Source organism: Vibrio sp. ZF 223 (assembly GCF_003050585.1).
GTDB lineage: Bacteria > Pseudomonadota > Gammaproteobacteria > Enterobacterales > Vibrionaceae > Vibrio > Vibrio crassostreae.
In genome coordinates this window covers 98,644-111,886 of sequence record NZ_PIGB01000003.1, presented here as the reverse complement: position 1 = coordinate 111,886, position 13,243 = coordinate 98,644, and the positions used below count along the sequence as shown (strand labels likewise).

The following is a 13,243-nucleotide window of genomic DNA, read 5'->3' as shown; positions in this document are numbered from 1 at the left end:
AAAAGTAAGGTATAGCAAGGGCTAGAGAAGGATCAGTGCCATGAGTATTAAGCTACAACAGTTAAAACATTTTGTTTTAGTGGTCGAAGAAGGCGGATTTCGAGCAGCATCTCACCGCGCAAATCGCTCGCAAGCGGCACTTTCTACGTCGATAAAAGAGCTAGAAAAAATACTTGGTCAGCCACTGTTTGAAACAGGCAACAAATCGACGCTGACGCCTTTTGGAGAAATATGTTTGCCCAAGATCATTCAATTTCTTAATGTTTACAAAGCATTAGACAATGACCTACGCGCAGCGGCAGCAGGACAACAAGGAAGAGTTCGAATAGCGAGCGTGCCTTCGGTAGCCGCAAAACTAATCCCCAGTGTTTTAGGGGCTTTTTGTGAGCAGTACCCTAATGTAGAAGTGAGTTTGATTGATGATAATGCGGCAGGTGTAGAAGCAAGGTTACTCTCTGGCGAGGTGGATGTTGCCCTCGGCAATAGCTCCCATTTAGAAGAAGAGAGCATCGACTTCACGCCTTTACTTTCTGATCCTATCGGTGTGGTGTGCCTCAAAGACAACCCTATTGCCTCTCAACGGGAAGGAATCGAATGGCAAACTTTGTTAAAACAGCCCTTCATTCGGAACGGGACTTGCACCCTACTAGACCCAACGCCTGCGCGCATGCTCAGCGAACAAGCCCTATACTCAGTCGAGAACATTACCTCGCTGTTTTCGGTGTTAGAGCTCGGGATAGGCGTGACCACGCTACCTAAGCTGGCTTTCCCAACGAATGAAACCCGCTTGGTGTGGATTCCGTTAATTGACCCGCCCTTGCAACGACAAATTGGTATTTTCAGATTGTCTGATCGTACGATCTCACCACAAGCACAGGCTTTCCATGACTTATGTATTCAATACCTCAGTTATGAAGAGTAATAACTGAGCCTAGATTGAGTAAATTAGGCAGCGTTTTGCTGCCATTTACTTCCTCAAAACTCGGTGTTTCTTCTCCGCACCATGCTTCTCATAAACCCAATCCCCCCACTTCACTCCTATATCATCAACATTTAGGCGCTGAATTTTCACTCTCTCGCACGCAAATAGTGACAAGCTGACAACAATATAAAAATTATTCGCTTATTGATAAGGAGCGACGTACGTTTAATTTCCCAGAACAATGAGCTCTTCCATCATTGGCTCAAACAAGCGTAACCATGGCCAAAACCACACTTCGCAGTTCAACTTGAAAATGAACCTAAGTGTTTGAATAGTCTTAATTGATAAGATAATAAATTGATAATTTCGCTCGCTGAACCCTCCTAAAAAGCCCATCTTTTTCATGAGGATAAAGCATCTTAAATATTCATGAATAAAGTAATAAAACTATTACTTTCATAAATGAAAAATATATCTTTCAAAAATGGAATTATTGATGTCGATATTTGTCGTTTTGATCACATAATTTTAGGCGTAATTTATATTTTGTCGAAACGATAGCGAATTAGCTTAATTAGTTTAATTTCGTCAGGAGATATAAAACCAGCAAGGGTTTTTCTTTAAAGCAAATCAAGTGTTATTAACAAGTGAAATGTAGTAACAAGTTAAATTTAAACTGTGTTTTATATTAACTTACACTGTTTAACATAAGGTTTTATTATGAGGCTTAATGGGATTAGTAGCGACATCCTTGTTGCCGCTAAAAGAGTTGTTCTCTGCCAAATAGTATTAGCCATCGGTGTAGTTTTATATGAAGTGTTTTTTGGTAATAAAGTAGATATGGAATCATCAGCTTTGGGCATCGTAATTGCGATGTTGCCACCGCTGTTTGGATTTATATATGCAAGCCTAAAGGTGCGTAAGAATCCTAATTATAGTTTACGTGACTTAATGCAAATGAGTCGTGTCGTAAAAATAACATATACGTTTTTAATGTTTATCTTGGCGTTCCAGTTTTTCAAATTGGATAACCCAGTAATATTATATGCGTACATCTTTACTATGGTTGGATACTTCTTAACACCGTTTATTACCGCCTCTAATAGATCGGAGTACGCGTAGTATGGATCAAGTAACTACCGCTCACGAATACATAGAGCATCACTTAACCTTCTTAACTACAGGTGATGGTTTCTGGGCGTTTAACATTGACTCGATGTTGGTATCTTGGATTACAGGTTTACTTTTCATCGGTGCATTTCGGTATGTAGCCACTCGTGGCACTAGCGGCGTTCCAGGTCGTTTTCAATGTTTTATCGAGCTTGTCTTTGACTTCGTCAATAATCTCGTCAAAGAGATTTTTCAAGCGGAAGATAAATTAATAGGACCACTGGCATTAACCACTTTTGTTTGGGTGCTGTTAATGAATGCAGTCGACCTATTACCCATTGATTTAATCCCGGGGTTAACTCGAGCTGTGGGTCTAGAGCACTTTAGAGACCTACCAACGGCAGACGTAAATATACCAATGTCGATGGCACTCGGTGTGTTTATTCTACTGTTAACCTATACATTTAAAAATAAAGGTTTGAAAGGCTTTATCAAAGAGCTAACTACTCAGCCGTTTGATAACCCTCTTTTATATCCTGTTAACTTAGTTCTTGAATTAATAACATTAATTTCAAAGCCAATATCACTAGGCTTACGATTATTCGGAAATATGTATGCAGGCGAGATGATATTCATCCTTATTGCACTAATGCCTTGGTGGATGCAGTGGGCACTGAGTGTACCTTGGGCCTTATTCCACATATTAATCGTATTCTTACAAGCATTTATATTTATGGTACTGACCGTTGTTTATTTAGGAATGGCAACAGAAGAACACCACTAATTAATAACTAAAAAATTAACTAACAAATTATTTTTGGAGATACAAATGGATATCGTAAGCGCAGTTTTATATGTAGCAGGTGCATTACTGATCGGTTTAGGTGCAGCAGGTGCAGCATCTGGTATTGGTAACTTAGCAGGTAAATACCTTGAAGGTGTTGCGCGTCAACCAGACCTTACTCCAATGCTTCGTACTCAATTCTTCATCATGATGGGTCTTGTGGATGCAGTACCGATGATCGGTGTTGGTATCGGTCTATACATCATCTTCGCCGTGGCTTAATCAAACCGCTTTGAAAGATCGATTTATACATAATCAAGATTTAGTGAGGAAGGTATGAACTTAAATGCAAGCATGTTTGGACAAGCAATCTCATTCGTGATTTTTGTTTGGCTCTGCATGAAATATGTATGGCCACCTCTCACCGCGATGTTAGACGAGCGCCAAAAAGAAATCGCTGATGGTTTACGCCACTCAGAGAACGCTGCGAAAGAGCTAGAACTAGCAAAATCAAATGGCGCGCAACTCATCGAAGATGCAAGAAAAGATGTGACTGAACTGGTTGAACAAGGCCGAAAACGCCGCAATGAAATCATCAGCTTAGCGCAACAAGAAGCCGAGCAAGAAAAGGCACGCATCTTAGAACAAGGTAGAGCTGAGCTAGAAGGCGAACGCCAAAAGATACGCCGTGAACTTCAGGCGGATATGGCAGACGCAGTGATTCAAAGTGCACAGAAACTGATTAGCAAAAACCTAGATTCCGCAACGAACCGAGCGCTAGTTGACCAAATGATTAGCGAACTCTAAGGAGAGGCAATATGTCAGATTACACCAATATTGCTCATCCCTACGCCAAAGCATCGTTTGAATTTGCTTTAGGTGAAAACCAGTTACAAGAGTGGCACTCAATGCTGTCCATTCTTGTAGCTGTCGCGGAAGAAGAAACGATCGCTAGTCAGATTTCTTCAGCTGAAGGGGCTTCTACACACCAAACGGAAGAGCTGGCAAACCTCATCATTCATATTTGCCAAGGCCTCGTTGATGACCACGTCATTAATCTCATTCGAGTCTTGGCCGAGAACGGCCGCCTTTCTGTTGTAAGAGACCTGTTTGAATTGTTCTGCGAGCTCAAGGACGAACATGAACGTGTAGTGCCTGTCACTGTCACCAGTTCAGAAATACTGACACAAGATCAAGTTACGTCATTAACAGCTGCACTTGAGAAGAAATTAGAGCGTCAGGTTGAAATGAAGCAGGTTATTGATGACACGCTAGTGGGTGGAATGGTCATCAAGGCGGGTGAAACCGTTATCGATGGTTCTTTAAACACATCAATTGACCGATTGGCTCATCAACTTCACGCGAGATAGGTAACAATTATGCAATTAAACTCAAATGAAATCAGCGATCTAATCAAAGAACGCATCTCGAAATTTAATGTGAGCACCGAGGCTCGCAACGAAGGCACTATCGTATCGGTTCGTGATGGCATCATCACAATCAATGGCCTTGCTGATGTTATGCAAGGTGAGATGATTGAGCTACCAGGTGGCAAATACGCACTCGCACTTAACCTCGATACCCACTCAGTAGGTGCGGTGGTTATGGGCCCTTACACTGACCTCTCTGAAGGTATGAAAGTGAAAGGTACAGGTCGTATCTTAGAAGTACCTGTAGGTAACGGACTTCTTGGCCGTGTAGTAAACACATTAGGCGAGCCAATCGATGGCAAAGGCCCAGTGAGTTGTGACCGACTCGACCCTGTAGAAGTGATTGCACCCGGTGTAATCGAACGTAAGTCAGTCGATCAACCGATTCAAACTGGCTACAAAGCGGTTGATACCATGGTCCCAATCGGCCGAGGTCAACGTGAACTTATCATCGGTGACCGTCAGACGGGTAAAACAGCGTTAGCTATCGATGCGATCATCAATCAGAAAGATTCTGGCATCAAATGTGTGTATGTGGCGATTGGCCAAAAAGCCTCCACTATCGCTAACGTGGTTCGTAAACTCGAAGACCACGATGCGCTTAAAAACACCATCGTAGTCGTGGCATCAGCATCAGAGTCTGCAGCGCTTCAATACCTAGCCCCTTATGCGGGTTGCACCATGGGTGAATACTTCCGTGACCGCGGTGAAGATGCGCTGATCATCTATGATGACCTATCAAAACAAGCCGTTGCTTACCGTCAAATCTCATTGCTATTGAAACGCCCACCGGGTCGTGAAGCCTTCCCTGGCGACGTATTCTACCTTCACTCACGCCTACTAGAACGTGCAGCACGAGTGAATGCAGAGTATGTAGAGAAGTTCACTAACGGTGAAGTGAAAGGTCAAACTGGTTCATTAACGGCGCTTCCTATCATTGAAACTCAAGCGGGTGACGTGTCAGCGTTTGTACCAACCAACGTAATCTCCATCACCGATGGTCAGGTTTTCCTTCAAACCCAACTGTTTAACTCAGGCCTACGTCCTGCAGTCGACCCAGGTATCTCGGTATCTCGTGTGGGTGGTGCGGCGCAATGCAAGATCATCAAGAAACTGTCTGGTGGTATCCGTACTTCATTAGCTCAATACCGCGAGCTCGCGGCCTTTGCTCAGTTCTCTTCTGACTTAGATGAGATGACGCGCAAACAGCTAGACCATGGTGAGCGTGTTACCGAGTTAATGAAGCAAAAACAATACTCTCCAATGTCAGTCGCTGAGCAAGCAACGGTTATTTACGCGGCAGAGAAAGGCTACTTGGTCGGTGTTGAACTAAGCAACATTGCCCGTTTTGAAGAAGAACTGATTGCTTACGCCAAAGGTCAAAACCCTGCGCTATTCGAAAAAATCAACGCGACAGGCGATTACAACGACGAAATCGACGGCGCTCTTAAAGAGATCCTAGAAGGTTTTGTTGGGATGAAAGCTTGGTAAGTGCTCCGGTTTGTTAGCTGGAAATCAAAACAAATAGGAGCAGATTATGGCAAGTACTAAAGAAATTCGCACCAAGATAGCCAGTGTTAGTAACACTCAGAAAATCACTAGCGCAATGGAAATGGTTGCAGCAAGTAAGATGCGCAAGGTTCAAGACAACATGACGCTAACTCGCCCCTACGCCGAGAACATGCGAAAAGTTATCTCTCATGTTGCATCGGGTTCGCTGGAATACCAGCACCCTTACCTGCAACAGCGTGAACCTAAGCGTGTCGCTTACATCATTATCTCGTCCGATCGCGGCTTGTGTGGTGGCTTGAACTCAAACTTGTTCAAGAAAGTGTTAGAAGAAATGGAGCAATGGCGTACCAAGGGAGTCGAGATAGAAACAACCTTAGTGGGATCTAAGGCTATCTCGTTCTTCCAACGCGGCGGCAACGTTATTGCACAAACGTCAGGTCTTGGCGATACCCCTAAGTTAGAAGACATCTTAGGTACAGTGAACGCGATGCTGGGGCATTACGACGAAGGCAAGATCGATAGCTTGTATCTCGTTTACAACCAGTTCGTCAACACCATGGTTCAAGCGCCAACGACCTTGCAGTTGCTCCCCCACCCTTCGGATTCTGAGGAAGGTGGTGAGCCTAAAAAAGCGCGTCGTTGGGACTACATCTATGAGCAAGCACCAAGAGACATCCTCTCTGAGCTGTTACATCGATACATTGAATCACAAGTGTATCAAGGCATCGTAGAGAGCATTGCCTGTGAGCAAGCAGCCCGAATGGTGGCCATGAAAGCGGCGACCGATAACGCAGGCCAACTCATCGATGATTTGCAGTTGGTATACAACAAAGCGCGACAGGCTGCCATTACCCAAGAACTGAGTGAAATAGTCTCAGGTGCTCAAGCTGTCTAAGGGCAGGAAAGAGTGGGTTAAGAATAGAATTTGAGGATTTAGAGATGAGTGTTGGAAAAATAGTTAAAGTTATCGGCGCGGTGGTAGACGTCGAGTTCAGCGGCGGCAACAGCCCACGCGTGTATGATGCATTGAAAGTGACTAGCGAGGAAGCAAGCTCTCTCGTATTGGAAGTTCAGCAACAACTGGGTGGCAGTATCGTTCGTTGTATTGCAATGGGTACGTCAGATGGCTTGCGCCGCGGCCTAACTGTTGAAAACACAGGTTCTCCAATCACCGTTCCTGTGGGCGAAGAAACCTTAGGCCGTATCATGAACGTTCTTGGTCAGCCTATCGATGAATGTGGTGAAATCGGTCAAAAAGAAAGCTACGAAATTCACCGTGAAGCACCCTCTTATGAAGAACAAGCAAACAGCACTGAACTTCTTGAGACCGGCGTTAAAGTTATCGACCTTATTTGTCCGTTCGCAAAGGGCGGTAAAATCGGTCTGTTCGGTGGTGCTGGCGTAGGTAAAACCGTCAACATGATGGAGCTTATCAACAACATCGCAAAAGCCCACTCAGGTCTCTCTGTATTTACCGGTGTTGGTGAGCGTACTCGTGAAGGTAACGACTTCTACTACGAGATGAAAGAAGCCGGTGTACTAGACAAAGTAGCCATGGTTTACGGCCAAATGAACGAGCCACCGGGAAACCGTCTACGTGTTGCTCTTACAGGCCTGACTATGGCTGAGCGCTTCCGTGATGAAGGTCGTGACGTACTGCTGTTCATTGATAACATCTACCGTTACACACTTGCGGGAACAGAAGTATCAGCACTGTTAGGTCGTATGCCTTCAGCAGTAGGTTACCAACCAACACTCGCTGAAGAGATGGGTGTACTGCAAGAGCGTATCACTTCGACTAGACAAGGCTCTATAACGTCTATCCAAGCGGTATACGTACCTGCGGATGACTTGACCGATCCATCACCAGCAACAACCTTTGCTCACTTAGATGCGACCGTTGTACTGTCTCGTAACATCGCGGCATTGGGCCTCTACCCTGCAATCGACCCATTGGATTCAACATCGCGCCAATTGGACCCGCTTGTGGTTGGTCAAGAGCACTACGACATTGCACAAAAAGTACAAACAACGCTGCAACGCTACAAAGAGCTAAAAGACATCATCGCGATTCTTGGTATGGATGAGCTATCGACTGAAGACAAACAGACCGTATCTCGCGCTCGTAAGATTGAACGTTTCTTAACTCAGCCTTATCACGTGGCCGAAGTGTTTACCGGTCAGAAAGGCGTATTTGTACCGCTAAGCGAAACACTAAGAGGCTTTAAAGGCCTGTTAGGCGGCGAATATGACGATATCCCAGAGCAAGCATTCTTGTACTGTGGTTCTATCGACGAAGTGCTTAACAAAGCAAAATCACTCTAAGAGGCAGGTGCACCATGGCTATCGGAATTACAGATAATACATTTCAACTTAATATTGTAAGTGCGGAAGGTACGCTGTTTTCAGGTCCAGCGTATGCCCTAGCCGTTTCTGGCGCTGATGGTGAACTGGGGATTCGCCCCGGTCACTCTCCGCTTCTCAGTAAGATCAAACCGGGCGTAACCGTGTTTGTCACGGACCCTAAATCAGAAGGCCAAGTGCTGTATGTCTCTGGTGGGATGCTGGAAGTTCAGCCGGATGTGGTTACGTTATTAGCCGACACGGCCTTGCATGGTAAAGACATTGACCGCGCTCGTGCAGAAGAGGCGAAATATGCTGCCCTAGAGAACATCAACAAGGGCAATGTCGACATCAATTTTGCACAAGCTCAACTGGAACTGGCGAAAGCTGTCGCTCAGCTTCGTGCATCAGAATTGACGTCTTCTCGCACACGTCACTGAGAATAGAACTTAGATGCTTGATGTGTAAATAGTCTACCCACTTAAACATGATTTAAGTGGGTAGACTACATCAGGAACCCTTCTCTCCTTTCCAGCTTCCCCTCTCTTTCAACCATCCCTAATACATCCTTTTTCACCAGCGCTTACACCATTATTTCTCAGCAAAACGCGCTTGGTGCGGATCAAATTCATGACCAAGAGGTTGTGTGAGTGAATGATATAATTCTGGCTTACGTCCACGAATCCAGCGTCTACCAGTACACATGTCTAACTCTTCTGCTTTTAGCTCTGCAATCACCATATCGTTATCAACACTATCGGTCTCAACAATGATTTCACCATAAGGGCTGAGGACCATCGCATTGCCTGTTCTTACTTCATCCATATCAACGCCAACACCATTACTAAACACCACAAACATACCGTTGTCGTGCGCTCTTGCAGGTAACCAACGCATTAACCACTCGCGTCCATTCTTGCCCTGCATTTCAGCACGAATCGCATCTGGGTTTTCATCTCGGTTAAACCATAACTCAGGGTCAATTCGCTTCATCGCGTTCGGGCTTCGTGAATGACAACCGCCCGTTTGGTGTGGCGCAATCAATATATCTGCCCCTTTCAAAGCAGTGATCCTGACATTTTCGACCAAGTTGTTATCCCAACAAATCAAGATACCGACTTTGCAGCCATGCGGCGTATCGAACACCGTGTATTGGTCTCCACTGCTCATGTGTGGGTTAACGAAGGTATGCAGTTTTCGATGTTTCTGAAGTTCTCCATTTGGCATGGCAAATACGTAGGTGTTGTATAACTCGCCATCAGTACCCTGCTCTATCAAGCCTGCGCCAACGCTCATGCCAAATTGTGTTGCCAGTGAAATGAGTTTTTGAGTCGATTCATCGCTTGGTACGGGTTCCGCTAGCACTTCAATTTCATCGCGAGATAATGCAGACACATGCCAGTAGCCAGTGATGCACATCTCTGGGAAACTGATGATCTCCACGCCACTGTCCGCAGCTTGTTGAACGTATTGCTCTATAACCAATAAGTTATACGCCTTATCACCTGCGTGGTGGTTAAATTGAACCGACGCTACTTTGATGTCTTTCTTCATAATTCGTCCTCAAGCTTCGCTTTATCTGATTGGTATGAACCTAGTATAAAAAATCAATTCAATTCCATATAATGAAACATATTCTCAATTCAATGAGCATTTGGAATGGAATTTGATCTACTGAAGGCATTTTGTCAGCTGGCTAAATCGGGCAATTACCGTTTGGCGTCAGAGCAGCTCTACATCACTCAATCGGCACTCACTAAAAAGATTCAAAGACTTGAATCCAACATTGGGGCATCTTTGTTTTCTCGTGGCAGGAATGGCGCAGAGCTGACGCACGCAGGAAAAACGTTACTGGCAGAAGCCCAACGTTTGGTTCATTCAATGCAAGCGTTTGAGCAGCTGTCAGGCTCTGTGGTGAACGGGACTCAGGGACATTTGAACATTGGCTTTGGCGTGTCTACTTATCATAAAGCACCCAAGCTTATTGCAGCTTATAAACAACGGTACTCAGACGTTCATGTCACCTTAAATGACACACCTTCCAAGCAACAAACAGATGAGTTATTGAGCCATGATCTCGATATCAGCTTCAATCGGATACCAGAATCATCGGATTTAGAAAGCCTAACGCTGTTCAATGATTCACTTGTGGTCGCGATACACAAAGATCTTCTCAAGCAAGCGCCAAGCAAAAATCTCGTCGTCTCTGAGTTATCGAAATGGCCTTATCTAAAGCTGACCCAACATAGTGGCCCCGGATTAGACAGACAGATTCAACAATATTGTCTTGCGAATAAAATCGACTTATCAAAAACGCAAGAAGCCGATGATATTCTCACCCTGCTTGCCTTGGTTTCTGCCAATATCGGCTTCACCATTGTTCCTAACAGTGCTCAGTTCATTAGTAACACCGATGTGGAATTCATTGCGTTAGAAGGTGAATACGCCACTTGGCCAGTGGGGTTGATATGGAATGGGAAGAGTGAAAATCCACTCAGGGATAGGTTTGTGGAGTTTGTGGCGAAGCAGGTAGAAAGCAGCTTATAAGTCAGCGATAGCTTTAAGTGTTTAAGTGCAGTGGCAAACATGGTGACAAGGGCAATATAAAGTGCACTGAACTTTATATTGCATACTCTACATGAAAAGCGACTTCGGCAGATCACTACTAAAAATTACAGCTGACTGGTCTCAAACCAATTACGAATATGCTGCGCAACGATCTTAGGCTGCTCCATTGTCGATAAGTGCCCGCAATCAGGAATAACATGAAGCGATACCTGCTTGATGTGTTTTGCCATTAGCAGGTGATTGTCGATTGGACATAACAGGTCATCTTTCCCAGTAATGATTAATGTAGGAACTTGAATGTCGGCCAGCATCGGTCTCGCGTCGGGGCGAGTCGCCAATGCTTGAGCGTGAGCCTCAAACTTTTCAACGCCGATATTGTTCGCCATTTGCGTGATTCTTTGAGTCAGCTCTTGATTCGCTAGCTGGTTCGGATGAATAAGCACTGGCATTAAGATATCAGGCGTTATTGACTCAAACTCCCCCCCTTTTGCTTTATCAACTAAGGCGTTTCTCTTCTCTGACACTTCTAGCTTTTCATCTGCAGAATTGGTGTCCATTAAGATCAACCCTTTCACGCGTTGTGGCGCTTGTCGAAAGACTTCAAACGCAAGGATGCCGCCCATAGATAAACCACCAAGCACGAAACTTTCCGGGGCGTTATCTAGCACTTTACTCGCCAAGGCTTGCATGGATGTGTCGGCTCCCAAGTCACAAGTAAAAGGAGCCACCCAATCGTGCAGCTCTTTATTGACGTCTTGAAACAACGCTTCATCACATAACAAACCAGGTAACCATAACAGTGGTACTTCTGGTTTCATCATTAAATGTCCTGCAGTGTTTGTGGTTGGTCAGAACCCAATACCACGTAGGTGAAGCTTGTGCCTCTTAGGTTTTCAAGGCTATACGATGCGCCTGCGGGTACACTAAATACGTCGCCAGTGGTCAGAACGACTTGCGCTTGCTCGCCGTCTTGAACGATGTTTAATAAGGTATCGCCTTCAAAGTTAATCAACACCTGCTTTTCGTCACGTTGGTGAACCGGAATACTCGCACCTTCCGTTAACTCGTACGCCATGATACTCACGTCATCAACGCTTTTAACTTGGAAGTCGTAGCTCGCAGATGGGTGACCCGTTAATGCAAACTGTTTAACGCCAGGCTTGTCAAAATCACCTGAGATTTCTCGGTAATCCTTTTTCAATGCGACGAAAGGCATCATCTGCTCAGCCGTATACGTATCGAACTTGCTCAGCTCTTCTTCCGACAACAGTGGCATCAGATCAGATTGATTTGGCACAGCATCACCGTCAATGGTATCGACCAGCGTGCCGTCAGCTTTTAGATATAAACCGTAGCCTTGGCTGTCTGTAATCACACTTGGGTGCCAAACCACGCCACCACCAGAGTTGTCACCACCTAACACAGAGTACATAAAGCCGTAATCACGCCCTACAACCTCAAAGCCTCGGAACAGGTTAGTCGGAATCGAGATAACATCGCCGTGCGACAACACAGCTTCGTGTTCACCTTCGTTACCCCAATAGAATCTAAACTGGCCTTTGAAGACTACGAATAGCTCAGCAGTATGGTGAGAGTGCAGAGAGTTCTTAATACCTGGAGGCTGACCAGCTGCACCAATGTTAAAGCCAGCAGTTTCACGGATATGAACATGTTGACGGCTGCTTTCAGCCACACCAGCACCAATGATACAGAAGTTGTCTTTTAGATCGCTTCCCGGCGTACGTGCATCAATGAAAGCACTCGTTCCAGGGATAAGCTCCATGTAACGAACAAGATTGTTATTTATTTTATTTTGTAGGGTCATTCTAAATTCCTTCTTACCTAACCTAGCGGTCTTCCACCATCGACGGCGATGGTAGTTCCGGTTGAAAATGTCAGTAGCTCTGCGGCTGCATAAACGGCGTTGGCAACCTCTTCGTCACTCGCTAATCGTTTAAGCGGAGTCGACTGCTCTTGTGCGTTACGCCACTCATCATCTAACCCTTTGACAAATTCGGTATCCACTAAGCCAGGAGCGACAGCAAGCACTCGGATATCCGGAGATAAAGCGCGGCCTAATGAGCGCGTCATGTTTTCAACCGCCGACTTACTCGCACAATACGCCACGTTGCTACCCATTGCGGTTTGCGCTGCAATCGAGGTAATGTTTACTACGCAACCCTTAGCGCTGCGAAGTAAAGTCTCAAACGCACGAACCATCGCAAATGGAGCGCGAACATTGACGCGGAAGATCTTGTCTATCAGATCGTCACTTAAGGACTCTAAATCATTGTGCGCGACAAACTTTGTCATACCTGCGCAGTTCACTAGCAAGTCTAATGAAGCCGACGACTCTTTAACTTGTTCGGCCAAAGCGCTAATCGCAGAGCTGTCTTCAACATTCAGTTGATACATGGCATGACCAGAACCTTGTAAGCTGTCCAAGATCTGTTGGGCTGCAACCTCATTGCTGTTGTAGGTAAAGACAACACGATAGCCAGATTGCGCTAATTTGTGACATATGGCGGCACCGATGCCGCCACTGCCGCCTGTAACTAAGGCGAGTTTTGTCAT

15 protein-coding genes are annotated in these 13,243 nt (G+C 45.2%); 11 read left to right on the top strand and 4 right to left on the bottom strand.

The features are described 5' to 3' along the window. The first annotated feature begins 40 nt into the window (after positions 1–40). From CWO13_RS08020 to CWO13_RS07975, 10 genes are all read left to right on the top strand, one after another. Positions 41–922: a LysR family transcriptional regulator gene (locus CWO13_RS08020; protein ID WP_048608581.1), complete on the top strand. Its 882-nt coding sequence runs from the start codon at positions 41–43 to the stop codon at positions 920–922. 720 nt (positions 923–1,642) lie between these two features. Further along, positions 1,643–2,044 (top strand): ATP synthase subunit I, encoded by a 402-nt coding sequence (locus CWO13_RS08015; RefSeq protein ID WP_048608582.1) that lies wholly within the window; start codon positions 1,643–1,645, stop codon positions 2,042–2,044. Position 2,045: 1 nt separating this feature from the next. Continuing rightward, positions 2,046–2,816, top strand: coding sequence for a F0F1 ATP synthase subunit A (gene atpB, locus CWO13_RS08010; protein WP_048608583.1), 771 nt, complete (start codon positions 2,046–2,048; stop codon positions 2,814–2,816). Positions 2,817–2,861: 45 nt separating this feature from the next. Next, positions 2,862–3,098 carry a F0F1 ATP synthase subunit C gene (atpE, locus tag CWO13_RS08005; protein WP_004730405.1) on the top strand — a complete coding sequence of 79 codons (237 nt, stop codon included), beginning with the start codon at positions 2,862–2,864 and terminating at the stop codon, positions 3,096–3,098. Between the two features lie 54 nt (positions 3,099–3,152). After that, on the top strand, positions 3,153–3,623 hold the full coding sequence (locus CWO13_RS08000; RefSeq protein WP_017060839.1) for a F0F1 ATP synthase subunit B: 471 nt from the start codon (positions 3,153–3,155) through the stop codon (positions 3,621–3,623). Between the two features lie 11 nt (positions 3,624–3,634). Beyond that, on the top strand, positions 3,635–4,186 hold the full coding sequence (locus tag CWO13_RS07995; protein ID WP_108082761.1) for a F0F1 ATP synthase subunit delta: 552 nt from the start codon (positions 3,635–3,637) through the stop codon (positions 4,184–4,186). A gap of 9 nt (positions 4,187–4,195) precedes the next feature. Further along, on the top strand, positions 4,196–5,737 hold the full coding sequence (gene atpA, locus CWO13_RS07990; protein ID WP_048608585.1) for a F0F1 ATP synthase subunit alpha: 1,542 nt from the start codon (positions 4,196–4,198) through the stop codon (positions 5,735–5,737). A gap of 46 nt (positions 5,738–5,783) precedes the next feature. Continuing rightward, a complete protein-coding gene (gene atpG, locus CWO13_RS07985) occupies positions 5,784–6,653 on the top strand; it encodes a F0F1 ATP synthase subunit gamma (RefSeq protein ID WP_108082760.1) in 870 nt (289 codons plus the stop codon). Between the two features lie 44 nt (positions 6,654–6,697). Then, the gene (gene atpD / locus CWO13_RS07980; protein ID WP_004730394.1) at positions 6,698–8,083 is read left to right on the top strand and encodes a F0F1 ATP synthase subunit beta; all 1,386 of its coding nucleotides are present in this window, start codon (positions 6,698–6,700) and stop codon (positions 8,081–8,083) included. A gap of 14 nt (positions 8,084–8,097) precedes the next feature. Beyond that, positions 8,098–8,541: a F0F1 ATP synthase subunit epsilon gene (locus CWO13_RS07975; RefSeq protein ID WP_108082759.1), complete on the top strand. Its 444-nt coding sequence runs from the start codon at positions 8,098–8,100 to the stop codon at positions 8,539–8,541. Between the two features lie 151 nt (positions 8,542–8,692). Here the strand turns inward: CWO13_RS07975 and CWO13_RS07970 are convergent, their stop codons facing one another. Then, positions 8,693–9,655, bottom strand: a complete 963-nt coding sequence (locus tag CWO13_RS07970) for a nitrilase family protein (protein WP_108082758.1) — start codon at positions 9,653–9,655, stop codon at positions 8,693–8,695. Between the two features lie 105 nt (positions 9,656–9,760). Between CWO13_RS07970 and CWO13_RS07965 the strand changes: the two genes are divergently transcribed. After that, complete coding sequence (locus tag CWO13_RS07965; protein ID WP_108082757.1) at positions 9,761–10,648, top strand: LysR family transcriptional regulator; 888 nt, start codon at positions 9,761–9,763, stop codon at positions 10,646–10,648. A 125-nt stretch (positions 10,649–10,773) separates the two neighbouring features. On the opposite strand, the gene CWO13_RS07960 is transcribed toward CWO13_RS07965, so the two are convergent. The 3 genes from CWO13_RS07960 to CWO13_RS07950 are packed head-to-tail and all read right to left on the bottom strand — an operon-like array spanning position 10,774 to position 13,243. Beyond that, a complete protein-coding gene (locus CWO13_RS07960) occupies positions 10,774–11,487 on the bottom strand; it encodes an alpha/beta fold hydrolase (RefSeq protein ID WP_375111966.1) in 714 nt (237 codons plus the stop codon). A 2-nt stretch (positions 11,488–11,489) separates the two neighbouring features. Then, positions 11,490–12,494, bottom strand: a complete 1,005-nt coding sequence (locus tag CWO13_RS07955; RefSeq protein ID WP_108082755.1) for a cupin domain-containing protein — start codon at positions 12,492–12,494, stop codon at positions 11,490–11,492. Between the two features lie 17 nt (positions 12,495–12,511). Continuing rightward, on the bottom strand, positions 12,512–13,243 hold the full coding sequence (locus tag CWO13_RS07950) for an SDR family NAD(P)-dependent oxidoreductase (protein WP_108082754.1): 732 nt from the start codon (positions 13,241–13,243) through the stop codon (positions 12,512–12,514).